The 25,995-nt window shown below is 74.0% G+C and carries 25 protein-coding genes; 14 read left to right on the top strand and 11 right to left on the bottom strand.

Annotated features, from left to right (window positions below; genetic code table 11):
* Positions 1–9: 9 nt before the first annotated feature.
* Positions 10–1,788: a proline--tRNA ligase gene (locus RDV89_RS12280; protein ID WP_315733341.1), complete on the top strand. Its 1,779-nt coding sequence runs from the start codon at positions 10–12 to the stop codon at positions 1,786–1,788.
* Between the two features lie 14 nt (positions 1,789–1,802).
* Positions 1,803–3,317 carry a succinyl-CoA:acetate CoA-transferase ScpC gene (scpC, locus tag RDV89_RS12275; protein ID WP_315733340.1) on the top strand — a complete coding sequence of 505 codons (1,515 nt, stop codon included), beginning with the start codon at positions 1,803–1,805 and terminating at the stop codon, positions 3,315–3,317.
* A gap of 315 nt (positions 3,318–3,632) precedes the next feature.
* Here the strand turns inward: scpC and RDV89_RS12270 are convergent, their stop codons facing one another.
* Both RDV89_RS12270 and RDV89_RS12265 read right to left on the bottom strand, forming a co-directional pair.
* On the bottom strand, positions 3,633–4,085 hold the full coding sequence (locus RDV89_RS12270) for a DUF4439 domain-containing protein (protein ID WP_315733339.1): 453 nt from the start codon (positions 4,083–4,085) through the stop codon (positions 3,633–3,635).
* Positions 4,082–4,597: a hypothetical protein gene (locus RDV89_RS12265; RefSeq protein WP_315733338.1), complete on the bottom strand. Its 516-nt coding sequence runs from the start codon at positions 4,595–4,597 to the stop codon at positions 4,082–4,084. The genes RDV89_RS12270 and RDV89_RS12265 overlap by 4 nt, the downstream gene beginning before the upstream one ends.
* 144 nt (positions 4,598–4,741) lie before the next feature.
* Between RDV89_RS12265 and rimP the strand changes: the two genes are divergently transcribed.
* From rimP to RDV89_RS12230, 7 genes are all read left to right on the top strand, one after another.
* A complete protein-coding gene (gene rimP / locus RDV89_RS12260; RefSeq protein WP_315733337.1) occupies positions 4,742–5,248 on the top strand; it encodes a ribosome maturation factor RimP in 507 nt (168 codons plus the stop codon).
* Positions 5,248–6,282 (top strand): transcription termination factor NusA, encoded by a 1,035-nt coding sequence (gene nusA, locus RDV89_RS12255; protein ID WP_315733336.1) that lies wholly within the window; start codon positions 5,248–5,250, stop codon positions 6,280–6,282. The genes rimP and nusA overlap by 1 nt, the downstream gene beginning before the upstream one ends.
* Position 6,283: 1 nt before the next feature.
* Positions 6,284–6,574 carry a YlxR family protein gene (locus tag RDV89_RS12250; protein ID WP_315733335.1) on the top strand — a complete coding sequence of 97 codons (291 nt, stop codon included), beginning with the start codon at positions 6,284–6,286 and terminating at the stop codon, positions 6,572–6,574.
* Between the two features lie 154 nt (positions 6,575–6,728).
* Positions 6,729–9,656 (top strand): translation initiation factor IF-2, encoded by a 2,928-nt coding sequence (gene infB / locus RDV89_RS12245; protein ID WP_315733334.1) that lies wholly within the window; start codon positions 6,729–6,731, stop codon positions 9,654–9,656.
* Positions 9,657–9,774: 118 nt separating this feature from the next.
* Positions 9,775–10,257, top strand: coding sequence for a 30S ribosome-binding factor RbfA (gene rbfA, locus RDV89_RS12240; RefSeq protein ID WP_315733333.1), 483 nt, complete (start codon positions 9,775–9,777; stop codon positions 10,255–10,257).
* The gene (gene truB, locus RDV89_RS12235; protein ID WP_315733332.1) at positions 10,254–11,132 is read left to right on the top strand and encodes a tRNA pseudouridine(55) synthase TruB; all 879 of its coding nucleotides are present in this window, start codon (positions 10,254–10,256) and stop codon (positions 11,130–11,132) included. Before rbfA ends, truB begins: the two co-directional genes overlap by 4 nt.
* 21 nt (positions 11,133–11,153) lie before the next feature.
* Positions 11,154–12,089 carry a bifunctional riboflavin kinase/FAD synthetase gene (locus tag RDV89_RS12230; RefSeq protein WP_315733331.1) on the top strand — a complete coding sequence of 312 codons (936 nt, stop codon included), beginning with the start codon at positions 11,154–11,156 and terminating at the stop codon, positions 12,087–12,089.
* An 82-nt stretch (positions 12,090–12,171) separates the two neighbouring features.
* Here RDV89_RS12230 and RDV89_RS12225 read toward each other — a convergent pair whose 3' ends face one another.
* The 4 genes from RDV89_RS12225 to RDV89_RS12210 are packed head-to-tail and all read right to left on the bottom strand — an operon-like array spanning position 12,172 to position 16,334.
* Positions 12,172–12,429 carry an HPr family phosphocarrier protein gene (locus tag RDV89_RS12225; RefSeq protein ID WP_315733330.1) on the bottom strand — a complete coding sequence of 86 codons (258 nt, stop codon included), beginning with the start codon at positions 12,427–12,429 and terminating at the stop codon, positions 12,172–12,174.
* 40 nt (positions 12,430–12,469) lie between these two features.
* Complete coding sequence (locus tag RDV89_RS12220; RefSeq protein ID WP_315733329.1) at positions 12,470–14,596, bottom strand: PTS fructose transporter subunit IIABC; 2,127 nt, start codon at positions 14,594–14,596, stop codon at positions 12,470–12,472.
* On the bottom strand, positions 14,593–15,570 hold the full coding sequence (locus RDV89_RS12215; protein WP_315733328.1) for a 1-phosphofructokinase family hexose kinase: 978 nt from the start codon (positions 15,568–15,570) through the stop codon (positions 14,593–14,595). Before RDV89_RS12215 ends, RDV89_RS12220 begins: the two co-directional genes overlap by 4 nt.
* On the bottom strand, positions 15,567–16,334 hold the full coding sequence (locus tag RDV89_RS12210; protein WP_315733327.1) for a DeoR/GlpR family DNA-binding transcription regulator: 768 nt from the start codon (positions 16,332–16,334) through the stop codon (positions 15,567–15,569). The genes RDV89_RS12215 and RDV89_RS12210 overlap by 4 nt, the downstream gene beginning before the upstream one ends.
* A 105-nt stretch (positions 16,335–16,439) precedes the next feature.
* Between RDV89_RS12210 and ptsP the strand changes: the two genes are divergently transcribed.
* The 4 genes from ptsP (at position 16,440) to RDV89_RS12190 (ending at position 22,462) form a co-directional block, all read left to right on the top strand.
* A complete protein-coding gene (gene ptsP / locus RDV89_RS12205; RefSeq protein ID WP_315733326.1) occupies positions 16,440–18,143 on the top strand; it encodes a phosphoenolpyruvate--protein phosphotransferase in 1,704 nt (567 codons plus the stop codon).
* Between the two features lie 138 nt (positions 18,144–18,281).
* Positions 18,282–18,557, top strand: a complete 276-nt coding sequence (gene rpsO / locus RDV89_RS12200) for a 30S ribosomal protein S15 (protein ID WP_369012409.1) — start codon at positions 18,282–18,284, stop codon at positions 18,555–18,557.
* A gap of 303 nt (positions 18,558–18,860) precedes the next feature.
* Positions 18,861–21,113, top strand: a complete 2,253-nt coding sequence (locus tag RDV89_RS12195) for a polyribonucleotide nucleotidyltransferase (RefSeq protein WP_315733325.1) — start codon at positions 18,861–18,863, stop codon at positions 21,111–21,113.
* Positions 21,110–22,462 carry a M16 family metallopeptidase gene (locus tag RDV89_RS12190; RefSeq protein WP_315733324.1) on the top strand — a complete coding sequence of 451 codons (1,353 nt, stop codon included), beginning with the start codon at positions 21,110–21,112 and terminating at the stop codon, positions 22,460–22,462. Before RDV89_RS12195 ends, RDV89_RS12190 begins: the two co-directional genes overlap by 4 nt.
* Before the next feature lie 32 nt (positions 22,463–22,494).
* On the opposite strand, the gene RDV89_RS12185 is transcribed toward RDV89_RS12190, so the two are convergent.
* Positions 22,495–23,025 (bottom strand): class I SAM-dependent methyltransferase, encoded by a 531-nt coding sequence (locus RDV89_RS12185; protein ID WP_315733323.1) that lies wholly within the window; start codon positions 23,023–23,025, stop codon positions 22,495–22,497.
* Positions 23,026–23,132: 107 nt separating this feature from the next.
* Between RDV89_RS12185 and dapB the strand changes: the two genes are divergently transcribed.
* Positions 23,133–23,909 (top strand): 4-hydroxy-tetrahydrodipicolinate reductase, encoded by a 777-nt coding sequence (dapB, locus tag RDV89_RS12180; RefSeq protein ID WP_315733322.1) that lies wholly within the window; start codon positions 23,133–23,135, stop codon positions 23,907–23,909.
* An 11-nt stretch (positions 23,910–23,920) separates the two neighbouring features.
* On the opposite strand, the gene RDV89_RS12175 is transcribed toward dapB, so the two are convergent.
* The 4 genes from RDV89_RS12175 to RDV89_RS12160 form a co-directional block, all read right to left on the bottom strand.
* Entirely contained in the window at positions 23,921–24,232 is a 312-nt protein-coding gene (locus tag RDV89_RS12175; RefSeq protein ID WP_315733321.1) for an AzlD domain-containing protein, read from the bottom strand.
* Positions 24,229–24,948, bottom strand: a complete 720-nt coding sequence (locus RDV89_RS12170; RefSeq protein WP_315733320.1) for an AzlC family ABC transporter permease — start codon at positions 24,946–24,948, stop codon at positions 24,229–24,231. The genes RDV89_RS12175 and RDV89_RS12170 overlap by 4 nt, the downstream gene beginning before the upstream one ends.
* 68 nt (positions 24,949–25,016) lie before the next feature.
* A complete protein-coding gene (locus RDV89_RS12165) occupies positions 25,017–25,217 on the bottom strand; it encodes an OapA N-terminal domain-containing protein (RefSeq protein ID WP_315733319.1) in 201 nt (66 codons plus the stop codon).
* Between the two features lie 131 nt (positions 25,218–25,348).
* Positions 25,349–25,969: a DUF3043 domain-containing protein gene (locus tag RDV89_RS12160; protein ID WP_315733318.1), complete on the bottom strand. Its 621-nt coding sequence runs from the start codon at positions 25,967–25,969 to the stop codon at positions 25,349–25,351.
* Positions 25,970–25,995: the final 26 nt, after the last annotated feature.

The raw sequence follows: 25,995 nt of genomic DNA, 5'->3' as shown, positions 1-25,995 counted from the left end.
CTTCGGGGCATGATCCTGCGCCTGTCCCAGCTGTTCGTCCGCACCCTCCGCGACGACCCTGCCGACGCCGAGGTGCCGAGCCACCGGCTCCTCGTGCGGGCCGGCTACATCCGTCGCGCCGCGCCGGGCATCTACACCTGGCTGCCGCTGGGTCTGCGGGTCTACCGCAAGGTCGAGCAGATCGTGCGCGACGAGATGGACGCGATCGGGGCGCAGGAGCTGCAGTTCCCCGCGCTGCTGCCCAAGGAGCCCTACGAGGCGACCAACCGGTGGACGGAGTACGGCGACGGGATCTTCCGCGTCCAGGACCGCAAGGGCGCCGACTACCTGCTCGGGCCCACGCACGAGGAGATGTTCACCCTCACGGTGAAGGACCTCTACTCCTCCTACAAGGACCTGCCGGTCTGGCTCTACCAGATCCAGACGAAGTATCGCGACGAGGCGCGTCCGCGGGCCGGCCTCATGCGGGGCCGCGAGTTCGTCATGAAGGACTCCTACTCCTTCGACGTCGACGACGCGGGCCTCGAGCGCTCCTACGAGGCCCACCGCGCGGCGTACGTCCGGATCTTCGACCGCTTCGGGTTCGACTACGCGATCGTGCGGGCGACCTCCGGCGCGATGGGCGGCTCGCGCAGCGAGGAGTTCCTCGCGCGTCTCGACGTCGGCGAGGACACCTACGTCCGCAGCCCCGGCGGGTACGCAGCCAACGTCGAGGCCGTGACCACCCTGGCGCCCGAGCCGGTCGCGTACGACGACGTGCCCGCCGCCCATGCCGAGGACACCCCGGCGACGCCGACCATCGCGACGCTCGTGGACCACCTCAACGCCGCGTTCCCGCGCGACGACCGCCCCTGGTCCGCGGGCGACACCCTGAAGAACGTCCTCGTCACGCTGACCCACCCGGACGGCACCCGCGAGCCGCTGGCCATCGGCGTGCCCGGCGACCGCGAGGTCGACCAGAAGCGCCTGGAGGGCCAGCTCGAGCCCATCGGGGTGGCGCCGATGACCGACGAGGAGATGAAGGAGTTCCCGGCGCTGGTCAAGGGCTACATCGGCCCGGCCCACGGCGGGCGCACCGTGCTGGGGGAGGAGTCCGAGACCGGCATCCGCTACCTCGTCGACCCCCGCGTCGTGACCGGCACCCGCTGGGTGACCGGTGCGAACGTCGACGGCCAGCACGTCATCGACCTCGTCGCCGGGCGCGACTTCACGCCCGACGGGACGATCGAGGCCGCCGAGGTCAAGGCCGGCGACCCCGCGCCCGACGGCTCCGGGCCGCTGGAGCTCGCGCGCGGCATCGAGATGGGCCACGTCTTCCAGCTGGGCCGCAAGTACGCCGAGGCGCTGGGCCTGCAGGTGCTCGACGAGAACGGCAAGCTCGTGACGGTCACGATGGGCTCCTACGGCATCGGCGTCTCGCGCGCCGTCCCGGTGATCGCGGAGTACAACCACGACGACGCCGGTCTGGTCTGGCCCCGGGAGGTCGCTCCGGCGGACGTCCACGTCGTGGCCGCGGGCAAGGGCGAGGAGCTCTTCGCGGCCGCCGAGCGGATCAGCGCGGAGCTCTCGGCGGCCGGGCTCGACGTGATCTACGACGACCGGGCCGGCAAGGTCAGCCCCGGGGTGAAGTTCAAGGACGCCGAGCTGATCGGCGTCCCGACGATCGTCGTGGTCGGCAAGGGCCTGGCCGACGGGGTCGTCGAGATCAAGGACCGACGCAGCGGCGATCGCGAGGAGGTCGCCGTCGACGCGGTGGTCGAGCGCACCGTCGCGGCCGTGCGCGGCTGAGGCGGGCCCGGGCGATGACGCACTCGGACCGCATCACCTGCCCCGTCCTGTCCGGCCGCGTGACGAGCGCGGCCGAGGCCGCGAAGCACGTCGAGCACGGCATGTCGGTCGGGATCAGCGGCTTCACCGGGGCCGGACACCCCAAGGCGGTGCCCGGGGCGCTGGCCGAGCGGATCGCGCTCGCGCACTCGCGCGGCGAGGAGTTCCGCATCGGCCTGTGGTCGGGCGCCTCCACCGCGCCCGAGGTCGACGGTCGGCTCGCGGAGGTCGACGGCCTCGACAAGCGCCTGCCCTACAACGGCGACCCGACGCTGCGGCGGCTGATCAACGCCGGCGAGGTCGACTACGTCGACGCCCACCTGTCCCACACCGCGCAGCAGGCCTGGTTCGGCTTCTTCGGGCCGCTCGACGTCGCGGTCGTCGAGGTCGCCGCCGTGCTGCCCAACGGCCTGCTCGTGCCGGGCAGCTCGGTCGGGAACAACAAGGCGTGGCTCGAGCGGGCGGAGAAGGTCGTCCTCGAGGTGAACCGGTGGCAGCCGCGGGACCTCGAGGGCTTCCACGACGTCTACTACGGCACCGCGCTGCCGCCGCACCGGATCCCCATCCAGCTGACGCACCCGATGCAGCGCATCGGCGACCCGTACCTGCGGGTCGACCCGGCCAAGGTGGTCGCGGTGGTCGAGACCGACGCCCCGGACCGCAACACGCCGCTGACGGCGCCCGACGACGCGAGCCGCCGGATGGCCGACTACCTGGTCGACTTCCTGCGCCACGAGGTGCGCGCGGGCCGGATCCCGCCGAGCCTGCTGCCCCTGCAGTCCGGGGTCGGCAACGTCGCGAACGCCGTGATGGAGGGGCTCCTCGACGCCGAGTTCGAGGGACTCACGGCCTTCACCGAGGTGATCCAGGACGGGCTGCTCGACCTGCTCGACTCCGGGAAGCTGACGGCCGTCTCGGCGACGTCGTTCGGGCTCTCGCCGGACGGGGTGCAGCGCTTCCTCGCCAACCCGGGTGCGTACAAGGGGAGGATCCTGCTGCGCAGCCAGGAGATCTCCAACCACCCCGAGCTGGTGCGGCGGCTCGGCGTGATCGCGATCAACGGCATGATCGAGGCCGACGTCTACGGCAACGTGAACTCCACGCACGTGATGGGCTCGTCGATCATGAACGGCATCGGGGGCAGCGGCGACTTCGCCCGCAACGCGTACCTCAACTTCTTCGTCTCGCCCTCGCTGGCCAAGGGGGGCGCGATCTCGTCGGTGGTGCCCATGGTGAGCCACGTCGACCACACCGAGCACGACGTGCACGTCCTCGTCACGGAGCAGGGGCTCGCCGACCTGCGTGGACTCTCCCCGACCGACCGGGCCGACCGGGTGATCGCGCACTGCGCGCACCCCGACTACCGCGACCGGCTGCGCGACTACGTCGACCGGGCGAAGGCCGCCCGGCCCACCGCCCGCCACACGCCGCACCTGCTCGACGAGGCGCTGTCGTGGCACCGACGCTTCCTCGACGAGGGCCACATGTAGTCCGGATCGACGGGGTGCTCCTACACCGAATGAGGGGCCTGCCCTCAACTTCTCGCAATGCACAAACTTGCAACCGGCGCACGGTTTACGAGATCGGGGCCCGGGTTACAGACTCCTGCAGACGGAACGAACTGACAGCGTTTCGACAGTGGTGTCGGACTCGGCTCCCTCGGGGGAGATCTCGGGACTTCCCCGGAGGAGCCGAGTCCGACGCCGCAGCTTCTCGGGAAATCTCGCGGATCGGGCCGCGAGTCGCCACGGGCCCCGACCCTCCAGGGTCGGGGCCCGTGGCGCGTCCGGGGCCGGGTGCGGCGCTCAGCCGGTCGTGGCGGGGTCAGCGGGGTCAGCGGGGTCGGCGGGGTCGGCGGGGTCGACGCTCGGCGCGCCGCCGAAGCCCACGTGCCGCACGGCCGCGTCGCGCAGCGCGGCGATCGCGGTGCGACGGCGCTCGCCGGTCGTGTGCGCGACGAGGTACGCCCACGCCGCGGCCGTCGCGGTCTCCGCCTCCTGCGCCGCGGCCCGCACCTGGTCGCCGTCCTCGAGGGGGCCGGGCGCCACGTAGGACGGCTCCGCCGCCACCGGCTCCTCGCCGTCGTCGCGCAGCAGCCCGACCAGGACGTCGCGGCGCCCGCGGTGGGCCACGTACGCCGCGCTCAGCGTGTCGTGCAGCGTCGGCTGCGTGGAGGCCGAGGTGCGCGCGCCCAGCAACGCGTACAGCCACACCGCCGCGTGCTCGGCGGCCAGGGTGCTCTGGAGGGGCTCGCTCACGGGGCCACCACCAGTCCGAGCAGGTGCTGGTCGACGGCGGCGGCCATCGTCGCCAGCGTGCGGGCGAGAGCGCCGCTGCCCGCGGTGACCGCGAGCACCACCAGGTCCGCGGTCAGGTCGGTCTCGACCTCCCGGACCGCCGCCAGCGCCTCGTCGGGCGAGGCCGCGGGCGTCGCCGGCGAGGAGGTGGGCGCTGACGTGGGCGAGGAGGGCGTCGCGATACCGGCGTCGTCGGCGTCGAGGATCATGAGCTGCGCGTCGTGCAGGGCCAGGAGCGGGCCCACGGTCGCGGTCACCTCGGGGTAGGGCGCCGCGGCGGTGCTCACGGCGACGCGCGCCGTGGCGAGCGCGCGGACGGCCTCGTCCACGACCGCGGAGTCCGCGTCGACGGCGTCGGCCGGGGCGTCCGTCCCGTTCCCGCCCGCCCCGTCCCGGCAGCCGGCCAGACCGGCGAGACCGACGACGCCGAGCACGGCGAGCGGCGCGGTCAGCGCGGTCCTGCGGGTCGGCACGATCGGCAAGGCTAGTGCCTCGAGGCGCTGTGCGCGCGTTCGGCCGGGGACCGGTGCGGCGGTAAGGTGGACGAGCGCCGAGAGGCGCCCGAACGGCCCGCGCGAACGGGGGCCGGACGACAACAGCACAGGAGGAGAGCAGGCGTGGTCAGCAAGCAGGACGCCGTCGTCGCAGCCGTGGAGGAGGCGATCACCGGCCCGCTCGAGGACCTGGGCCTGGACGTCGAGGCGGTCGAGCTGACGCCGGCCGGGCGCCGTCGCGTCCTCCGCGTCGCCGTCGACACCGACGGTGGCGTCGACCTCGACACGGTCGCCGCGGCGACCAAGGCCATCTCCGTGGTCCTGGACGAGCCCCCGGGGGACGCGCTGCTGGGGGAGCAGGCGTACACGCTGGAGGTCACCTCGCGGGGCGTCGACCGGCCGCTGACGGCGCCGCGCCACTGGCGCCGCAACGCCGACCGGCTGGTGAAGGTCACCCTCGTCGAGGGCGGCGAGGTCGTGGGCCGGGTCGGTGCGAGCGACGACGAGGGCGTGCTCCTCGACCCGGAGAAGAAGGGCGAGGAGGCGACGCGCGTGCTCTACGCGGACGTCGCCAAGGCCGTGGTGCAGATCGAGTTCAACCGGCGCTCCGCCGGGGAGGAGGACGCCTGATGGACATCGACATGAGCATCCTGCGCATGCTCGAGCGGGAGAAGGAGATCCCGCTCGACGTGCTCGTGGAGGCGATCGAGCAGGCGCTGCTCACCGCCTACCAGAAGTCGCCGGGCGCGCAGGAGAAGGCGCGCGTCGACCTCGACCGCAAGACCGGCCGCGCCCGCGTGCTGGCCACCGAGCTCGCCGAGGACGGCACCGAGGTGGGGGAGTACGACGACACCCCCGCCGGCTTCGGACGCATCGCCGCCACGACGGCGAAGCAGATCATGCTGCAGCGCCTGCGCGACGCCGAGGACGAGGTGAAGTTCGGCGAGTTCTCCGGCAAGGAGGGCGACATCGTCTCGGGCGTCATCCAGCAGGGCCGCAACCCCGACGACGTGATGGTCGACCTCGGTCGCCTCGAGGCGCTGCTGCCGGCCGGCGAGCGCGTGCCGGGCGAGCGCTACGTGCACGGCCAGCGGATCAAGTGCGTGGTGGTCTCGGTGCGCCGCGGGCTGCGCGGCCCGCAGATCACCCTGTCGCGCACGCACCCGCACCTCGTGACGCGGCTGTTCGCGCTCGAGGTCCCCGAGATCGCCGACGGCACCGTCGAGATCGCCGCCATCGCCCGCGAGGCCGGCCACCGCTCGAAGATCGCCGTGCGCAGCACCGTCTCGGGCGTCAACCCGAAGGGCGCCTGCATCGGGCCCATGGGGCAGCGGGTGCGCAACGTGATGGCCGAGCTCGGCGGCGAGAAGATCGACATCGTCGACTGGCGCGACGACCCCGCGAGCTTCGTGGCCCAGGCGCTGTCCCCGGCGCAGGTCACCAGCGTGACCGTCGTCGACGCCACGGCCAAGGCCGCCCGCGTCGTGGTGCCGGACTTCCAGCTGTCCCTCGCCATCGGCAAGGAGGGGCAGAACGCCCGCCTCGCCGCCCGGCTCACGGGGTGGCGCATCGACATCCGCTCCGACGAGGAGCCCACCGAGCCCGTCGTCGAGCCCGTCGACCCGGGCGACTCCGGTTCGGCGGGAGCCCCGACACAGGAGTAGAGTGGGGCGAGTGGCTCGAGGGCGACCGGTACGCACGTGCGTCGGGTGTCGTCGTCGGGCCACGAAGAGCGAGTTGTTGCGGGTGACCGTGCGGCTCGACGCCGACGGTCGTCCGACCGTGGCGCCGGACCCCTCGGCCACCGCACCCGGGCGGGGCGCCCACGTGCACCCCGACCGCGCGTGCTACGACCTCGCGGTCCGGCGGAAGGCCTTCAACCGTGCCCTGCGGCGCGGGGGAGCGCTGCCTGCCGATGCCGTGGGGGAGTACCTGGACTCGCTCAGCACGACCTGACCGACCGACGAGGTCGTCCATCCCGGGCGACCGCGACCAGAAGCTGGAGCACGCAGCTCATGAGCACTCGATGAGTAACTCGCGATGAGTTTGCAACACCCACCAACGGTCTGAGACCCCCAACCTGAACCGGGTCCAGGCCAGAAGGAGAAACGTGGCCAAGACCCGAGTTCACGAGCTCGCCAAGCAGTACGGCGTCGAGAGCAAGTTCGTCCTCGACAAGCTCAAGGAGATGGGGGAGTTCGTCAAGTCGGCCTCCTCGACGATCGAGCCGCCCGTGGAGATGCGGTTCAAGAAGCAGTTCGGCGCGGACCTGAAGGCTGCCGGCGGCACCGGTGGTGCCCCGTCCGGTGACGCCCCGCGTCCCGCCACGCCGCGTCCCGGCGGCAATGCTGCCCCGGGCCCGCGTCCGGCGGCGCCCGGTCCGCGTCCCGGCCCGAAGGCGCCCGCGGCTCCGGCCGCTCCCGCCGCCCAGCCCGCCGCGCCGGCGACCCCGCAGGCTCCGGCTCCGGCCGCGCCGGCGACGCCGGCCCCCGCCAAGCCCGCGCCGGCCCCCGGCCAGCCCGGTCCCGCCCGCCCCGCGGCCCCCGCCGCGCGTGCGGAGCGTCCCGAGCGTCCCGCCGGTCGTCCCGGCCCGTCCGGTGGTGCCCGTCCGGGTCCCTCCGGCGGTGCCCCCGGCGGCTCCGGCGGTGCCCAGTCCGGCGGTGCCCGTCCGGGTCCGAAGGCCCCGGGCCCGCGCCCGGTGGGTCGTCCCGGCTCGCCGCGTCCCGGCAACAACCCGTTCGCGTCCAACCAGGGCATGGGCCGTCGGCCCGCGCAGGGCGGCAACGCCCCGGCCGCGGGTGCCGGCGACCAGCAGCGCCCGCCGCGTCCCCCGGCCGCCCGTGAGGGTGGCGCCCAGGGCGGTCGTCCGGGCATGCCGCGCCCCAACCCGGCGATGATGCCGAAGTCCCCGGCCGCGTTCGGCTCGGGCCCCGGCGGCGCTCGTCCGGGCCCCGGTCGCGGTGGACCCGGCGCCGGTCGTCCCGGTGCGCCCGGTCGCGGTGGCGCCGGTCGGCCCGGTGGCGGCGGTGCTCCGGGACGTGGTCCCGGTGGCTTCGGCGGCGGTCCGGGTGCCGGTCGTCCCGGTGGCGGTCGTCCCGGTCAGCGCGGAGGCACGCAGGGTGCGTTCGGTCGCCCCGGCGGCCCGTCGCGTCGTGGTCGCAAGAGCAAGCGCGCTCGTCGTCAGGAGTTCGAGGCCATGCAGGCCCCGACGCTGGGCGTCAAGGGCGTGCGTAAGGGCGGCGGCGAGACCATCCGGCTCGCCCGCGGTGCCTCGCTGACCGACTTCGCCGACAAGATCGGCGTCGACGCGGCCCAGCTGGTGCAGATGCTGTTCCACCTCGGCGAGATGGTCACGGCCACCGAGTCGGTGAACGACGACGTCCTGCAGCTGCTGGGCGACGAGTTGAACTACGTCGTGCAGGTCGTGTCCCCGGAGGACGAGGACCGCGAGCTGCTCGAGTCGTTCGACCTCGAGTTCGGCGCCGACGAGGGCGACGAGGACGACCTCGCGGTCCGTCCGCCGGTCGTCACCGTCATGGGTCACGTCGACCACGGAAAGACGAAGCTCCTCGACGCGCTGCGCAACGCCAACGTCGTCGACAAGGAGGCCGGTGGCATCACGCAGCACATCGGTGCCTACCAGGTGCACACGGAGGTCGACGGCGTCGACCGCCGGATCACCTTCATCGACACCCCGGGTCACGAGGCGTTCACCGCCATGCGTGCCCGTGGTGCGCAGGCCACCGACATCGCGATCCTCGTGGTCGCGGCCGACGACGGCGTGATGCCGCAGACGGTCGAGGCGCTCAACCACGCCAAGGCCGCCGGTGTGCCGATCGTGGTCGCGGTGAACAAGGTCGACAAGCCGGAGGCGGACCCGACGAAGGTCCGGGGCCAGCTGACGGAGTACGGCCTGGTGCCCGAGGAGTACGGCGGCGACTCGATGTTCGTCGACGTCTCGGCGAAGGCCGGCCTCAACCTCGACAACCTGCTGGAGGCCGTGGTCCTCACGGCCGACGCGTCGCTGGACCTCCGGGCCAACCCGGAGCAGGACGCCCAGGGCCTGGTCGTCGAGGCGCACCTGGACCGCGGTCGCGGTCCGGTCGCGACGATCCTCGTGCAGCGCGGAACGCTGCGGGTGGGCGACTCGATCGTCGCCGGCCCGGCGTACGGCCGCGTGCGCGCCATGCTCGACGAGCACGGCAACGAGGTCACCGAGGCCGACCCGTCGCGTCCGGCGATGGTGCTGGGTCTCTCGGCGGTGCCGGGAGCGGGTCAGAACTTCATCGTGGTCGAGGACGACCGGATGGCGCGCCAGATCGCCGAGAAGCGGGAGGCCCGCGAGCGGGCCGCCATGCAGGCGAAGCGTCGCGTGCGTCGCACCCTCGAGGACTTCATGGCCTCCATGGAGAAGGGCGCCGACCAGGAGCTCAACCTCATCCTCAAGGGCGACGTGTCCGGTTCGGTCGAGGCGCTCGAGGACGCGCTGTCGAAGATCGACGTCGGCGACGACGTGAGCCTGCGGGTCATCGACCGCGGTGTCGGTGCGATCACCGAGACCAACGTCGACCTGGCGGCCGCGTCCGACGCGATCATCATCGGCTTCAACGTCCGCCCGCAGGGCAAGGCGACCGAGATGGCCGACAAGGCCGGCGTGGAGATCCGCTACTACACGGTGATCTACCAGGCGATCGACGAGATCGAGGCCGCGCTCAAGGGCATGCTCAAGCCGGAGTACGAGGAGCAGGTCCTCGGGCAGGCGGAGATCCGCGCGATCTTCCGCAGCTCGAAGATCGGCAACATCGCCGGCTGCATGGTCACCAGCGGGAGCATCCGCCGCAACGCCAAGGTGCGCGTGCTGCGCGACAGCAAGGTCGTGGCGGACAACCTCGACCTCGCCTCGCTCAAGCGGGAGAAGGACGACGCGTCCGAGGTGCGGGAGGGCTTCGAGTGCGGTCTCGTGCTCCGGAACTTCCAGGACATCAAGGAGGGCGACGTCGTCGAGGCGTTCGAGCTCCGCGAGATCCCGCGTGGCTGACCAGCCGCTGGTCAGCTGCTGATCGACCGCTGAACGACCCAGTGCGACCGACGACGGGCCGGAGCCTCGAGCTCCGGCCCGTCGCGGTCGCTCGGTGGCAGGACACAGGAGAGATTCGATGAGCAACCCCCGCGTACGGCGCATCGCCGACCGCATCCAGGTGATCGTGGCGCAGCTGCTCGAGCGCCGCCTCAAGGACCCGCGTCTCGGGTTCGTGACCATCACCGACGTCCGCGTCTCGGGCGACACCCAGCAGGCGACCATCTTCTACACCGTCCTCGGCGAGTCCGACGACCTGGCGGGCACGGCCGCGGCGCTGGAGTCGGCCAAGGGCATGATCCGCTCGGAGCTCGGCAAGCAGCTCGGCATGCGGCACGTGCCCTCGATCGAGTTCGTGCCGGACGCGCTGCCGGAGTCGGCCCGCGCGCTCGACGAGGTGCTCGCCCGGGCCCGCGCCCAGGACGAGGCCGTCGCGGCGGCCCGCGGCGCGACGTACGCCGGCGAGGCCGACCCGTACCGCAAGCCGCGCGACGAGGACGACCTCGAGGACGAGACCGACGAGACCGAGGACGACGAGACCGAGGACGACGAGCGCGCGTGAGCGAGCCGGTCCCCGGGCTGGTCGTCGTCGACAAGCCCGGCGGCATCACGTCGCACGGCGTGGTCGCCCGGGTGCGCCGCCTGGCGGGCACCCGCAAGGTCGGGCACGCCGGCACGCTGGACCCCATGGCGACAGGGGTGCTCGTGCTCGGCGTCGGCCGCGCCACGCGGCTCCTGGGTCACCTGATGCTGACGGAGAAGGCGTACGCCGCGACCATCCGGCTCGGGGTCGCCACGACGACCGACGACGCCGAGGGCGAGGTCACCTCGACCGCGCCGGCCGCCCACCTCGACCCCGAGGCCGTGCGCGAGGCGCTGACGGCGTTCGTGGGGGAGATCGACCAGGTGCCCACGGCGGTGTCGGCGATCAAGGTCGACGGGAAGCGGGCGTACCAGCGGGTCCGCGACGGCGAGGACGTCGCGCTCGCCGCACGCCGCGTCACGGTCCACGAGCTGCGCGTCGAGGACGTCCGGGCGGGCGTCGACGGCGCGGACGTGCTCGACGTCGACGTCGTGATGCGCTGCTCGAGCGGCACCTACGTGCGCGCCGTGGCGCGCGACCTCGGGGCGGCGCTCGGCACGGGCGGCCACCTGACCGCGCTGCGGCGCACGGCGGTCGGCCCCTACGACCTGACGGTCGCCCGCACCCTCGAGGAGCTGGAGGACGGGTACGCCGTGCTGCCGCTGGCCGACGCGGCCCGGCGCGCGTTCACCTCGCTCGACCTCGACGAGACGCAGGCGGGTGACGTGCGGTTCGGGCGGGCCATCGACGCCGAGCTCACGGGCCTCACCGCCCTCTTCGATCCCACGGGCGCCTTCTTGGCGCTCTACGAGCCCCGGGACGACCGCGCCCGGGCGGTCGCGGTGTTCTGCTGACCCGTGGCTACTATCGCTCGGGTGACCACCTGGCGCTCATGGACCGACGTCCCTGACGACCTCGGCCGCACCGTCGCCGTGATCGGCAACTTCGACGGTGTCCACCTCGGCCACCAGCACGTGGTGCGCCGCGCGCGCGAGGTCGCGGACGAGCTCGGCGTGGACCAGGTCGTCGTGGTCACCTTCGATCCGCACCCGATCGCGGTGCTGCGTCCCGACCACGCGCCCCCGACGCTGACGACCGTCGACGAGCGGCTGCGGCTGCTCCGCGGCATCGGGGTCGACTCGGCGCTGGTGGTCCCGTTCGACCGCGACGTCGCCGGCTGGTCGCCGGCCGAGTTCGTCGACCGCATCCTCGTGGAGGCGCTGCACGTGCGGGGGGTCGTGGTGGGAGCGAACTTCCGCTTCGGCAACCGTGCGGCCGGCGACGTCGCGACGCTGCGCGAGCTGGGTGCGACGCGCGACTTCGTCGCCGAGGGCATCGCGCTCGACGGCGGCCCGCAGGTGTGGTCCTCGACCTACGTCCGCAACTGCCTCGCCGCCGGCGACGTCGACGGTGCCGCCGAAGCGCTGGGTCGTCCGTTCACGGTGCGCGGCACGGTGGTGCGGGGCGACCAGCGGGGCCGCGAGCTCGGCTACCCGACCGCGAACGTCCCGACCGTGGGCCTGGCCGCCGCGCCGGCCGACGGGGTGTACGCGGGCCGCCTGCGCCGCCTCGACACCGACGAGGAGCTGCCCGCCGCGATCTCGGTGGGCACCAACCCCACCTTCGCCGGCGAGCGGGAGCGGCGGGTCGAGTCGTACGTCCTCGACCGGGACGACCTCGACCTCTACGGGGTCGAGGTGGAGGTCTCCTTCGTCGCACACCTGCGGGGGATGGTGCGCTTCGACGGCGTCGACGCCCTGCTGGCGCAGATGGCGGACGACGTGCGCCGCACCCGCGAGATCGTGGGCTGACCCAGCCCCACCCGCGCCCCCACCGAGCACGGACGGCCCGCTCCCCGAGGGGAGCGGGCCGTCGTCGTGCGGGAGGGGTCCGTCAGGCGTCGAGGTCCTTCTCGACGAGCGCGGCGATCGCGGCGACCGCGGCCTCGTCGTCGCCAGAGACCTCGACGCTCGCGCCCTTGCCGGCGCCGAGCGTCATGATCAGCAGGGCGGAGGCGGCGTCGACGGGCTCGTCGCCCGGGAGGCCGATCTCGACGTCCGCGTCGAGCTCCTCGGCGGCCTCGGCGATGATCCCCGCGGGGCGGGCGTGCAGTCCGTCGGCGGAGCCGACGACGACGGTGACGGTGGGCATGGTGCTCCTTCCGGGTGGGGCGGGTGTCGGGCGCTGCGGGTCAGGCGGTGGTCCGGGCCGCCACGACCCCGGCGGGGGCGGTCGCGGAGGAACCGGTCGAGCCGGTGGCGACGGTACCGGCGGAGCCCGAGGAGGCGACCGGGAAGAACGTCTTGGCCGCCAGGACCGCGGCCGTCGCGACGATCGTCCCGGCGACCAGCGCGATGAAGAACCCGGCGACGTTGACGACCGCGAAGATCACGAACACGCCGCCGTGCGGGGCCCGCAGGCCGACGTCGAACAGCTGGGAGAGGCCACCGGTGACCGCCGAGCCGAGCATGATCGAGGGGATCACGCGCAGCGGGTCGGCCGCGGCGAACGGGATTGCGCCCTCGGTGATGAACGAGATGCCGAGGAAGCCGGCGGCCTTGCCGTTCTCGCGCTCGACCGGGCTGAACAGGCGCGGGCGGACGAAGGTGGCGAGGGCGAGGGCCAGCGGGGGCACCATGCCGGCGAGCATGACGGCCGCCATCACCTTGAGCTCGGGGGCGTCGCTGGTCGCGGCCGCGTTCGCGAGGCCCGCGGTGGCGAAGCCGTAGGCGACCTTGTTCAGCGGGCCGCCCATGTCGAACGCCATCATCAGGCCGAGGATGGCGCCGAGCAGCACGGCGGAGCCACCGTCGAGGCTGTTGAGGCCGTCGGTCAGGGAGTCCATCAGCCACGACAGCGGGCGGGCGAGCACGACGAGCATCAGCAGGCCGGCCACGAGGGTCGCGCCGAGCGGGATGACGAGGACCGGCATGAGGCCGCGGGCCCACGTCGGCACCTTGATCCGACCGATCCACAGCGCCACGACACCGGCGAGGACGCCGCCGATGATGCCGCCGAGGAAGCCGGAGTTGATCGTGCCGGCGATCGCACCCATCACGAAGCCGGGGGCGATGCCGGGCCGGTCCGCGATGGCGTACGCGATGTAGCCGGCCAGCGCGGGCACCAGGAAGCCGAACGCCGCGCCGCCGAGCGTGAACAGCAGCGCACCGAGGTAGGCCAGCAGCGGGCTGTCGAACAGCACGTTCTCGAGGCCGGCGGCCTGGAGGTCCGGGAGGTTCGTGATCGAGTTCGTGGCCACGATGTCGCCGGCCGGGCCGGTGATCGTGTAGCCGCCGAAGAGGAAGCCGAGCGCGATGAGCAGACCGCCGGCGGCGGTGAACGGGATCATGTAGGAGACGCCGGTCATCAGCACGCGGCGCGTGCGGGCGCCCCAGGACTCGGCGTCGCCCTCGCTCTCGCCGGCCTCGGTGGCGCTGCCCTCGACCCGACGGGCGGAGGGGTCGGCGGCGGCGCGCAGCGCCTCGGCGATCATCGCGTCGGCGTCGTCGATGGGCCGCTTCACGCCGGAGCGCACCACGGGCTTGCCGGCGAAGCGGGACTGGTCGCGCACCCCGACGTCGACGGCGAACACGACCGCGTCGGCGGCGGCGATGACCTGCGGGGACAGCGGGGTCGACCCGGCGGAGCCCTGGGTCTCGACCTGCAGGTCCACGCCCGCCCGGGCTGCGGCGGCCTCGAGGGCCTCGGCGGCCATGTAGGTGTGCGCGATGCCGGTCGGGCACGCGGTCACCGCGACGAGCCGCGGCGGGTTCTGGCCGGTCGTGGCGGCCGCGGCGGGGGCGGCGGGCTCGGAGGCGGTGGGAGCGGTCGCCGGAGCGGGCTCGGCGGCCGGCAGGGTCACCGCGGACTCGACGGCGGCCACGACCTCCTCGGGCGTCGTGGCGGCGCGCAGCGCTGCGGTGAAGTCCGGCTTGGCGAGCGCGCGGGCGAGCTGCTGCAGGATCTTCATGTGCAGGCTGCCGCCGCCGTCGGGGGCCGTGATGAGGAAGGCCAGGTCGGCCGCCCCGTCCTTGGCGCCGAAGTCGACCGGCGGAGCGAGGCGCGCGAACGTCAGCGTCGGGTGGGCGACGCCGGCGGTGCGGCAGTGGGGGATGGCGATGCCTCCGGGCAGCCCGGTGGAGGACTTCGCCTCGCGGGCCAGGACGTCGGCACGCACCGCGTCCGCGTCGAGGGCACGGCCCGCGGCGTCGAGCACGGCCACGAGGCCGTCGATCGTCGCGTCCTTGTCGGCACCCAGCGCGACGTCGAGCCGCACGAGGTCGGGGGTGATCAGCGCGGGGCTTGCTTCGTTGGTCATGCGTCACTCCGGTTGAGCGAGATGGTGCGGATGGCGACCAGGTCCGGGTGGACCTGGTCGGGCAGGGGGATCGTGGTGCCGGGCAGGCCGGCGGCGGCGGAGCCGTACGCGACGCCGAGGGCGAGCCGCTCGGGCGCGGGCAGGCCGCGCAGGTCGCCGAGCAGGTAGCCGAACAGGCTGGAGTCGCCCGCGCCGACGGTGCTGACGACGGTGGTGGGCGGCGGCGAGGCGTGCCAGGCCTCGACGGAGCCGTCGGCGGCCTGCTCGAGCAGGACGGCGCCGTTGCCGCCGAGGGTGGCGAGCACCGTCCGCACGCCGCGGTCGAGCAGGTGGACGGCGGCGCGGGCCGCGGCGTGCGGGTCCGCCTCGAGCTCGTCGGCGTCGCCGCCGGCGAAGGAGGCCAGCTCCTCGGCGTTCGGCTTCATCAGGGTGGGCGCCGCGCCGGGCAGCGCGGCGACGAGCGCCTGGAGCGGGGCGTCGCTGGTGTCGACGGCGACCCGCGTGCCGGTGCCGGCGAGGCCGGCGGTGAGCGTGGCGTACCAGTCGGTCGGGGCCCCCGGCGGCAGGCTGCCGGCCAGGACCGTCCACGCCGCGTCGCGGGCGTAGCGCCGCAGGGCAGCGGCGAGCTCGTCGAGCACGTCGGGGGACACGGTCGCGCCGGCGCTGTTGAGCTTCGTCGTGGTGCCGTCGGGCTCGGTGACCGCGATGTTGACGCGGACCGAGGCGTCGGTGCGCACCGGCCGGCAGTCGACGCCGACGCCGAGCAGCTCGAGGACGAACGGATCGTCGGGACGGGCGGGGAGCACCGCGACGGACGGCTCACCGGCCGCGACGCAGGCGCGCGAGATGTTGACGCCCTTTCCACCGGCCTGGCGGGTGCTCGAGACGACCCGCTGCACGGCGCCGCGCTCCAGCGGGCCACCCAGGGTGACGGTCTCGTCGACGCTCGGGTTGGGGGTGAGGGTGAGGATCACGCGACCTCCACCTCCCAGCCGGCCGCCGTGAGCGCGGCCAGCGCGTCGTCGTCCGCGCCGGGGGAGGTGACGAGCACGTCGACGTCCTCGGCGCGTCCGAAGCTGCGGGTGTGCTCCTCGCCGATCTTGCTGGCGTCGGCGAGCACGACGACGGAGCGGGCGGCGGCGATGATCGCGCGCTTCACGCTGGCCTCCTCGGAGTCGGGGGTGGACAGGCCGTGGTCGGCGCTGACGCCGTTGGTGCCGACGAACGCGACGTCGACGCGCAGCGAGGCCAGGGCGGCGACGGCGTCGGGACCGACGGCCGCCAGCGTGGTGGGGCGCACGCGGCCGGGCAGCAGGTGCAGCTCGACCTGCGCCAGCCCCGCCAGGCGGGCGGCGATCGGCACGGAGTGGGTGATCACGGTCAGCGGGTGCTGCGCGGGCAGGGCCGAGGCGAGCGCCGCGGTGGTGGTGCCGGCGTCGAGCAGGACCGTGCTGCCGGGTTGGGGGAGGTGGCGCAGGGCGTGGCGGGCGATCGCGTCCTTGTCGTCCGTGCGGGTCCGGCTGCGGTCGGCCACGCCCGACTCGATGACGCGCAGCGTGGCGGCCGGGACGGCCCCGCCGTGGACGCGGCGCACCACGCCCTGGCGCTCGAGGGTGCTCAGGTCGCGGCGCACCGTCTCCGTCGTGACGTCGAAGTCCGTCGCGAGCGCGGCGACCGAGATGCGCCCCTGGGCGCTGATGCGCTGGGCCATCGCGGAGCGACGTTCCTCGGCGTACATGTGGTCTCCCGCTGGTCTTCGTTCTCGTGGATCCAACCTGTGTTCGTGTTGTTCTATGCCCGAATGTGTTGACTGTCAAGGGGTGCGAGGGGGTAACTTGTGAGCATGCTCACCGATGGAACCGGCCCTGCGGCCGCTCTGCTGCGGGGTACGCCCGTGGTGCCCGGCGTCGCGTACGCCCCCGCGCTCCGTGTCGCCACGGAGGTCGACCCCGACGCGCTCGAGCGCCTGCGGGCCCGACCGACCGAGGACGCGGACGCCGCGCTCGCGGCGTTCGAGTCGGCCGCCGCCGGGGTGGCCGACGGCTTCGTCGAGCGCGCCGCGCGCGTGGAGGGCGCGGCGGCCCAGGTGCTCACCGCGAGCGCCGGGCTGGCCCGCGACCGCGGACTGCGCTCGGGCGTGCGCAAGCAGCTGCGCGCCGGCGCCGGCCTGGTCGGGGCGGTCGAGGCCGCCGTCGACACCTTCGTCGCGCTCTTCGAGCAGCAGGGCGGACTGATGGCCGAGCGGGTCACGGACCTGCGCGACATCGAGCGGCGCATCCTCGCTCGGCTCGCCGGGGTCGCCGAGCCCGGCGTCGTCCTGCCCGCCACCCCGGTCGTGCTCGTCGCGGCCGACCTGGCGCCCTCCGACACGGCCGGCCTCGACCCCGCGGTGGTCGTCGGGCTCGTCACCCGCCACGGCGGCGCGACCAGCCACACCGCCATCATCGCCCGCCAGCTCGGCATCCCCTGCGTGGTCGGCGTCGCCGGCGCGCTCGAGCTCCCGGGCGGTGAGCCGCTGCTCCTCGACGGCGCGGCCGGCACCGTCGCGGTCGCGCCCGACGCCGCGGAGGCCACGGAGCTCGTGCGGGCCGACGGCGAGCGCCGGGCGGCGGTGGCGGCGTGGAGCGGTCCCGCCGCGACCCGGGACGGCGTGGCCGTCAAGCTGCTCGCCAACGTCGCCGACCCCGCCTCGGCCCGTGCCGCCACCGAGGAACCCGTCGAGGGCGTCGGACTCTTCCGCACGGAGCTGTCCTTCCTCGACCGGCCCACGGAGCCCAGCGTCGAGGAGCAGGCGGAGCTGTACGCGGCGGTGTTCGAGCCCTACGCCGCGAGCGGTCGTCACGTCGTGGTGCGCACCCTCGACGCCGGGTCGGACAAGCCGATCGCGTTCGCGACCCACGAGGGCGAGGAGAACCCCGCGCTCGGCGTGCGGGGCCTGCGCCTGGCGGCGGACAACCCCGCGCTGCTGGCCCACCAGCTCGACGCGGTGGCCGAGGCCGCGGGGCGTACCGGCGTCGACGCCTGGGTGATGGCGCCCATGGTGGCCACCCGCGAGGAGGCCGCCGCCTTCGCGGCCCAGGTCCACCAGCGCGGCCTCAAGGCCGGCGCGATGGTCGAAGTCCCGGCGGTCGCCGTGCTGGCCCACCGGGTGCTCGAGGTCGTCGACTTCCTGTCGATCGGCACGAACGACCTCACGCAGTACACGATGGCCGCGGACCGCCTCGCCTCCGACCTCGCGCACCTCACCGACCCGTGGCAGCCGGCCGTGCTGCACCTGGTCGCGATCACCGCGGCCGCGGGCCAGGAGGCCGGCAAGCCGGTGGGCGTCTGCGGTGAGGCCGCCGCCGACCCGCTGCTGGCCTGCGCGCTGGTCGGCATGGGGGTGACGTCGCTGTCGATGGCCGCGGGCGCCGTACGCGCGGTGGGCGCGCAGCTCGCCCGCGTCACCCTGGCGCAGTGCGAGGAGGCGGCCGAGGCCGTGCTCGCCGCCGACGACCCCGCCGCGGCGCGGGTCGCGGCCCGGGCGGTGCTGGAGCCGGCGGGCTGAGCCGGGCCGGTCGAGGGTTTGGGCCGCGGCGCCGCGCGCTGCTACCTTTCCCCGGTTGCCGTCAGGACGGCCGCGGAACCGAAGTGCCCGGGTGAACAGGCCCCGGCGCGCCGCGCAACGAGTCGAGAGGAGCCCCGCATGTCGATCGGAACCGACGCGGAGACCAAGAAGAAGATCATCGCCGAGTACGCCACGACCGAGGGCGACACCGGCTCGCCCGAGGTGCAGGTCGCGCTGCTGAGCCACCGGATCAGCCACCTGACCGAGCACCTCAAGCAGCACAAGCACGACCACCACAGCCGTCGTGGCCTGCTGCTGCTCGTCGGCCAGCGTCGCCGGCTGCTCAACTACCTGAACAAGACGGACATCAACCGTTACCGCTCGATCATCGAGCGCCTCGGTCTGCGCCGTTGACACCGCCAGGAGCGGTCGCCCCGCCGGGCGGCCGCTCCTGTCGCGTCAGGCTGCCGCACTCCCGCGCGGGGAGCGGCTATCGTCGGACGCAGCGCACGGGCCCTCGTGGGCGCGGGCGCGACAACTGAATCCGGAACCATCCACCAGGAGCGACCCGCACCGTCCGGCCCGGTCCTCGGTAGTGGCCTTCGGGGCGCACGGCACGACGCCGTGGGCGCCCCGCGGGCCTCGATCGAAGACCGGCACGCAACGCCGTGGGACCTGATGCGCGGTTCGCTCCGCATCACAGAACAGGCATCCTCCTTGACCGAGGCCAACCAGCCCACCGGGCCCGTCATCTCCGCCGTCGAGACCGTTCTCGACAACGGCAGGTTCGGCACCCGCACCGTCAAGTTCGAGACCGGGCTCCTCGCCCGCCAGGCCGCCGGCTCCGTCACGGCGTACCTCGACGACGACACCATGCTGCTCTCCGCCACCACGGCCGGGAAGCACCCCAAGGACCACTTCGACTTCTTCCCCCTGACGATCGACGTCGAGGAGCGGATGTACGCCGCGGGCCAGATCCCCGGCTCCTTCTTCCGCTCCGAGGGTCGCCCGGGCGAGGACGCGATCCTCGCCTGCCGCCTGATCGACCGCCCGCTGCGCCCGACCTTCAAGAAGGGCCTGCGCAACGAGGTCCAGGTCGTCATCACCGTGCTGGCGCTCAACCCGGACGCCCCCTACGACGTCCTGGCCATCAACGCCGCGTCGATGTCGACCCAGCTCTCGGGCCTGCCGTTCTCCGGCCCGATCGGTGGCGTCCGCGTCGCCCTCATCGAGGGCCAGTGGGTCGCGTTCCCGACGCACAGCCAGCTCGAGGACGCCGTCTTCGACATGGTCGTCGCGGGCCGCGTGACCGACACCGGCGACGTCGCGATCATGATGGTCGAGGCCGAGGCCACCGAGAGCGCGTGGACGCTCGTCCAGGGCGGCGTCCAGGCGCCGACCGAGGAGGTCGTGGCCGGCGGTCTCGACGCCGCCAAGCCGTTCATCAAGCAGCTCGTCGAGGCCCAGGCGGAGCTCGCCAAGGCCGCCGCCAAGCCGGTCGTCGAGTTCCCGATCTTCCTCGACTACGAGGACGACGTGTTCGCCGCGGTCGAGGCCGCCGTCTCGGCCGACACCGCCGCCGCGCTGACCATCGCGGGCAAGCAGGAGCGCGAGGACAAGCTCGACGAGGTCAAGGCCGCGCTGCTCGAGAAGGTCGGCGGCGACTTCGAGGGTCGCGAGAAGGAGGTCGGCGCCGCGTTCCGCTCGCTGACCAAGCAGCTCGTGCGCGAGCGCGTCCTGCGCGACAAGGTCCGCATCGACGGCCGCGGCCTGGCGGACATCCGCCCGCTGCACGCCGAGGTCGGCATCCTGCCCCGCGTGCACGGCTCGTCCCTCTTCGAGCGCGGCGAGACCCAGATCATGGGTGTCACCACGCTGGGCATGCTCAAGATGGAGCAGCAGCTCGACACGCTGTCGCCGGAGAAGCACCGCCGCTACATGCACAAGTACGTCTTCCCGCCGTTCTCCACCGGCGAGACGGGTCGCGTGGGCTCGCCCAAGCGCCGCGAGGTCGGCCACGGTGCGCTCGCGCGCCGCGCCCTCCTGCCCGTGCTCCCCACGCGCGAGGAGTTCCCTTACGCGATCCGCCAGCTCTCCGAGGCCATGGGCTCCAACGGCTCCACCTCGATGGGCTCCGTCTGCGCCTCGACCCTCGGCCTGCTCCACGCCGGCGTGCCGCTGAAGGCGCCGGTCGCGGGCATCGCGATGGGCCTCATCTCGGGCGAGGTCGACGGTCAGACGCAGTACGTCGCGCTGACCGACATCCTCGGCGCCGAGGACGCGTTCGGCGACATGGACTTCAAGGTCGCCGGCACGCCGGAGTTCGTCACCGCGCTCCAGCTCGACACCAAGCTCGACGGCATCCCGGCCCAGGTCCTCGCCGGTGCGCTGACCCAGGCCCGCGACGCGCGCCTGGCGATCCTCGAGGTCATGAACGAGGCGATCGCGGCCCCGGCCGAGATGTCCTCCACCGCCCCGCGGATCATCACCGTGAAGATCCCCGTCGACAAGATCGGCGAGGTCATCGGCCCCAAGGGCAAGGTGATCAACCAGATCCAGGACGACACGGGCGCCCAGATCTCGATCGAGGACGACGGCACGATCTACATCGGCGCCGAGGAGGGCTCGGCCGCCGAGGCCGCCCGTTCCGCGATCAACGCGATCGCCAACCCGACGATGCCCGAGGTCGGCGAGCGCTACCTCGGCACCGTCGTGAAGACGACGAACTTCGGTGCGTTCGTCTCGCTGATGCCGGGCAAGGACGGTCTGCTGCACATCACCAAGCTGCGGGCCCTCAACGACGGCAAGCGCGTCGAGTCGGTCGAGGACGTCGTCTCGGTCGGCCAGAAGATCCAGGTCGAGATCGGCGAGATCGACGACCGCGGCAAGCTGTCGCTCGTCCCCGTGATCGAGGAGGCGGCCGGCGAGGCCGCCGCCGAGGCGCCGGCCGAGGGTGACTCCGCCGAGTGACCTCGTCCTCCACGACCGGACCGGCCGGCCAGCAGACCTCTGCTGGCCGGCCGGCCCCGTTCTCCGCCTCCGCCACCCCGCTCGACCTCCCCGCCGGCGTGCGCCGCACGGTGCTGCCGAGCGGCCTGCGGGTCGTGACGGAGCACGTGCCGGGCGTACGCTCCGCGGCCCTGGGCGTCTGGGTGCCCGTGGGGTCCGCCCACGAGGACCCGAGCGTCCACGGGGCCTCCCACTTCCTCGAGCACGTGCTCTTCAAGGGCACGACGACCCGCTCGGCGCTCGACATCTCGATCGAGCTCGACGAGGTCGGCGCGGAGGTCAACGCGTTCACGGCGAAGGAGTACACCTGCTTCCACGCCCGTGTCCTCGACGCCGACCTGCCGCTGGCGATCGACGTGCTCGGCGACATGCTGACCTCGTCCACGGTCGCCGACGACGACGTCGAGGCGGAGCGCGAGGTGATCCTCGACGAGATCGCCATGCACGACGACGACCCCGACGACATGGTCCACAACCTCTTCGCCGCGCAGGCCTGGGGCGACGGGCCCTACGGGCGCCCGATCGCCGGCACCGAGGAGTCGATCGGGGCCATCACGCCCGACCAGGTCCGTGCCTTCTGGCGCGAGCACTACCGCGCCTCGACCCTGGTCGTCTCGGCGGCCGGCAACGTCGACCACGACGAGGTCGTGGCGCTGGTCGCCGGCTCGTTCGGTCGCGACGGCTTCCTCGACGGCGAGGCGGAGCCGGTGGCCGCCCCGCTGGCCGACGCCCCCGCCCGCCCCGAGGCGCTCGCGGTCGCCGCCGGCGCCTCGCGGCTGGACCGGGCCTTCGAGCAGGTCAACGTCGTGCTCGGCGGACGCGGCCTCGCCCGCGGCGACGAGCGCCGCTTCGCGATGGGCATCCTGTCGACCGGCCTGGGCGGCGGCACCTCCTCGCGGCTCTTCCAGGAGGTCCGCGAGCGCCGGGGGCTGGCGTACTCGGTCTACGCGTTCACCAGCCAGCACGTCGGTGCCGGTCTGGTGGGCGTCGGTGTCGGCGTCCTGCCGGCCAAGCTCGACGCGACGCTCGAGGTGGTGCGCGCGGAGCTCGCCGCGGTCGCGCGCGGGGGCCTCGACCCCGACGAGGTACGCCGGTCCGCGGGCCAGCTGCGCGCCGGCCTGGTCCTCGGCATGGAGGACACGGCCTCGCGGATGCACCGGCTCGGCAAGGCGGAGCTGCTCGGCGACCCGCACGTCGAGGTCGACGAGGTCCTGCGCCGGATCGCGGCCGTCACGCCCGAGGAGGTCGCCGAGCTGGCCCGCGAGGTGCTCGCCGGACCCGAGGTGCTCGCGGTGGTCGGACCGGCCTGAGGGCCCCCGGAGGCCTCCGGGCTCTCGGGGTCTCAGACCTGCGCGGTGACCCGCTGCCCGACGACGGCGACGACGGCCGGCTGGGCGCTCTGCACGACGGAGACGCGGAAGCCGCCGGCCGTCAGGGCCTCGGTGGCCCCGTCGATGATCTGGCGCGTGCCCTCGGGGCGCGTGGCTTCGTAGAAGAGGAACAGGCGCCCGCCGGGCAGGAGCTTCTCGTGCAGGAGGGCGACCTCGTCGCCGGCGCCGCGCACCCAGAACAGGTTGACGTTGAACGCGAACGCCTTGTGCAGCCGCTTCACGGGCACGCGCAGCGTGGCCAGGTCGATCTGCCGCACGGTCAGCCGGCCGGCCTCGACGTAGCTCGCGCAGCGGCGCTTCGTGCGGTCGACGCCGGACTCGGAGCGGTCGATCGCGAAGAGCTTGCCGGTCTCGAGGCGCGAGCACACCAGCTCGGCCGCGGCGCCAGGGCCGCACCCCACCTCGAGCAGCTGGTCACCGGGCTGGACGTCCATGACGTCGACGCCCCACCGGATCCGCGCGGGGATGGGCTGCCGTCTCATGCGGTACAGACTGCCATCACCGTGCGCGCGACGCAGCGACCGCCACACGGTGCGGGCACCCCGATCGGCTCCGGCACGCGCTCCCGGGCACGGTAGGTTGGTGCTCCGTGAGCGACGAGACGACGGGCACGGCGGGCGCGACCAGGGTCGGGGTGCTCGGTGCCCGCGGCAAGGTGGGACGCGAGATCTGCGCGGCCGTGGAGGCCGCGGACGGGCTCGAGCTGGTCGCCGCCCTCGACGCGGGCGACGACGTCCGCACCCTGGAGCGCTCCGGCGCGCAGGTGGTCGTGGACTTCACCCACCCGGACGTCGTGATGGACAACCTGCGCCACTGCGTCGAGCACGGCATCCACGCGGTGGTCGGCACCACGGGCTTCGACGACGAGCGGCTCGAGCGGCTGCGCACCTGGCTGGCGGACTCGCCCGCGACCGGGGTCCTCATCGCTCCCAACTTCTCGATCGGGGCCGTGCTGATGATGCGCTTCGCGGCCGAGGCCGCTCGCTTCTACGACTCCGTCGAGATCGTCGAGCTGCACCACCCCACCAAGGCGGACGCGCCCTCCGGCACGGCCCGGCGCACCGCCGAGCTGGTCGCGGCGGCCCGTCGCGACGCCGGCTGCGAGCCCATGCCCGACGCCACCTCGACGGCGCTCGACGGCGCGCGGGGGGCGAGCGTCGAGGGCGTGCCCGTGCACGCGCTGCGGATCCGCGGCATGGTCGCGCACCAGGAGGTCGTGCTCGGCGGCCCGGGGGAGACGCTGACCATCCGGCACGACTCGATGGACCGGGCCTCGTTCGCGCCCGGCGTCCTGGTCGGCGTGCGCGGCATCGCGGCGCGCCCGGGCCTCACGATCGGCCTGGAGCACCTGCTCGACCTCGACTGAGCCGCCCTGGGTCAGCCGACCCACCAGCGCAGCAGCGCGGCGGTGACGGCGCCGCCGACGACCACGACGAGGAAGTTGGCCCGGGCGAGCAGCAGGAGCACCGCGACGCCGAGCCCGGCGGCCCGGGCGTCGACGGTGACGCGGGCGCCGTCGGCGGCGACCTGCACGGCCACGAGCGCGGCGAGCAGGGCCACGGGCAGGGCCAGGGCCACGCGGCGTACCAGCGGGCGCTCCAGCACCCCCGCCGGGAGCGAGAGCCCTGCCAGCTTGAGGGCGTAGCTCCCCGCGGCCAGCACGAGGATCGCGGCCCAGGTCGCGCTCATCGGACGTCCTCCGCGGTGCCGGCGGCGCCGGCGGCGCCGGAGGGCGCGGGCAGCAGCGCGGCGACCAGGGCGACGGAGGCCGCGGCGAGCACCGGCACCCCCGCCGGTGTCAGCGGGACCAGGACCAGCGCGAGCAGGGCTGCGGCCACGGCGACGGCCACGGTGCGCCGGTCGGTCAGGCGCGGCCAGAGCAGGGCCAGGAAGGCGGCGCCGACGGCGGCGTCGAGGCCGTACGTCCGCGGGTCGCCCAGGGCGGTGCCCAGGAGGGCGCCGACCAGCGTCATCGCGTTCCACAGCACGAACACCGAGATCCCGGTGACGAGGAACCCGACGCGGGCCGCCGACGTGCTGCTCGTCGCGGTCGCGACCGCGCTGGACTCGTCGATGACCACCTGCGCCGCGCCGGCACGTCGCCATCCCCGCCACTGCAACCGCGGTGCGAGGCCCAGGCCGTAGAGGGTGTTGCGGGCACCGAGCATGAGCCCTGTCGCCGCCCCCGACCACGGCGAGCCGCCCGCGACGAGCACGCCGACGAAGGCGAACTGCGAGGCGCCCGTGAACACGAGGAACGACAGCGCACAGGTCTGGGCGACGCTCAGGCCGGATGCCACCCCGACGGCGCCGAAGGACGTGCCGTACAGCCCCGTGGCGACGCCGATCGCCAGACCCTGGCGGGTGACGGCGCGGCGTTCCTCGGAGACGGTCGGGTCGGGCACGCGCGGAGCGTACGTCCGCCCGCGGGTCCGGCCGCACGCCGGGTCGAGGGCAGGGACGGTCCGGCGCCTCAGAGGCGGGCGCGGGCGGAGAAGTCGTGGAGCAGCAGGTAGGCCGCACCGAGGCCGAGCGGGACCGCGAGGGTGACCGCGGAGGGCAGGAGCAGCGGCACGGTGCTCGCCGCTCCCGCGACGAGGCCCAGCACCACGAACACGGCGAGGACACCGGCGCCCAGCGTCCAGCGGTAGCGCCTCGGCAGCGGTCCGAGCACGGTCCCACCCCCATCTCGTCCGAGTGACCGGGGTCACATAATGCCGCACGGGGCCGGACGCGACAACACCCGCCCGGGTGTGCGGACGGGTGCTGGCGGGAGGAACGGGGCGCGGCAGGGCCGCCGCGTCGTCAGTAGCGCTCGGGCAGCTTCGCGCCGATCTTGACCTGCGGCTTCGGCATCCGCAGCGGCTTGACCTGCATGGAGCGGGTGACCGCGTAGAACATCAGGCCCTTCTGCGACTCGTCGCCGAAGCGCTTGCGCACCTCGCGCCGCAGTCGGAAGCGGAGCCAGAAGACGTCGAGAACCACGAGGATGAACATCATCAGGAAGACCAGGACGCCGGTGCTCTGCAGCTGGGCGTTGCCCGAGTACTGCATCACCAGCGACAGGATCATCAGCGGCAGGATCAGCTCGGTGAAGCCGAAGCGGGCGTCGACGACGTCGCGCACCAGGCGCTTCTTCGGGCCCTTGTCGCGCGGCGGCATGTGGGTGTCGTCGCCGGTCCGCATCGCCTCGCGGACCTTCGCCTGGCGCTCGGCGCGCGCGGCGCGGTCGCGGGCCGCCAGCTCCTTGCGGGTCCGGGCGGGCTTGGCCCGGGCGCGGGCGGCCGCCTCGGCCTCGCGGCGGCTGGGGGTCGGACGCCCCTTGCTCGCGGGCCGGGAGGGGGCGAGCGGGTCGGCGGCCGCGGGGGCCTCGACGGCGTCGCCGGGCTCGGCGGACTCGGGGGAGCGGGACGTGCGACGGAACAAGCGAGGCCTCACAGGACGGGAAGGGC

Origin of the sequence: Nocardioides imazamoxiresistens, from assembly GCF_032378595.1 — a bacterium.
Classification (GTDB): Bacteria; Actinomycetota; Actinomycetes; order Propionibacteriales; family Nocardioidaceae; genus Nocardioides; species Nocardioides imazamoxiresistens.
This window is presented reverse-complemented; position numbering and strand designations above follow the sequence as displayed.

Excerpts from the sequence above, each read along its gene's own strand:
- RDV89_RS12280 (WP_315733341.1), top strand. The coding sequence starts at position 10 with ATGATCCTGCGCCTGTCCCAGCTGTTCGTCCGCACCCTCCGCGACGAC.
- scpC (WP_315733340.1), top strand. The coding sequence starts at position 1,803 with ATGACGCACTCGGACCGCATCACCTGCCCCGTCCTGTCCGGCCGCGTG.
- nusA (WP_315733336.1), top strand. The coding sequence starts at position 5,248 with ATGGACATCGACATGAGCATCCTGCGCATGCTCGAGCGGGAGAAGGAG.
- rbfA (WP_315733333.1), top strand. The coding sequence starts at position 9,775 with ATGAGCAACCCCCGCGTACGGCGCATCGCCGACCGCATCCAGGTGATC.
- RDV89_RS12225 (WP_315733330.1), bottom strand. The coding sequence starts at position 12,429 with ATGCCCACCGTCACCGTCGTCGTCGGCTCCGCCGACGGACTGCACGCC.
- RDV89_RS12220 (WP_315733329.1), bottom strand. The coding sequence starts at position 14,596 with ATGACCAACGAAGCAAGCCCCGCGCTGATCACCCCCGACCTCGTGCGG.
- RDV89_RS12210 (WP_315733327.1), bottom strand. The coding sequence starts at position 16,334 with ATGTACGCCGAGGAACGTCGCTCCGCGATGGCCCAGCGCATCAGCGCC.
- ptsP (WP_315733326.1), top strand. The coding sequence starts at position 16,440 with ATGCTCACCGATGGAACCGGCCCTGCGGCCGCTCTGCTGCGGGGTACG.
- rpsO (WP_369012409.1), top strand. The coding sequence starts at position 18,282 with ATGTCGATCGGAACCGACGCGGAGACCAAGAAGAAGATCATCGCCGAG.
- RDV89_RS12185 (WP_315733323.1), bottom strand. The coding sequence starts at position 23,025 with ATGAGACGGCAGCCCATCCCCGCGCGGATCCGGTGGGGCGTCGACGTC.
- RDV89_RS12175 (WP_315733321.1), bottom strand. The coding sequence starts at position 24,232 with ATGAGCGCGACCTGGGCCGCGATCCTCGTGCTGGCCGCGGGGAGCTAC.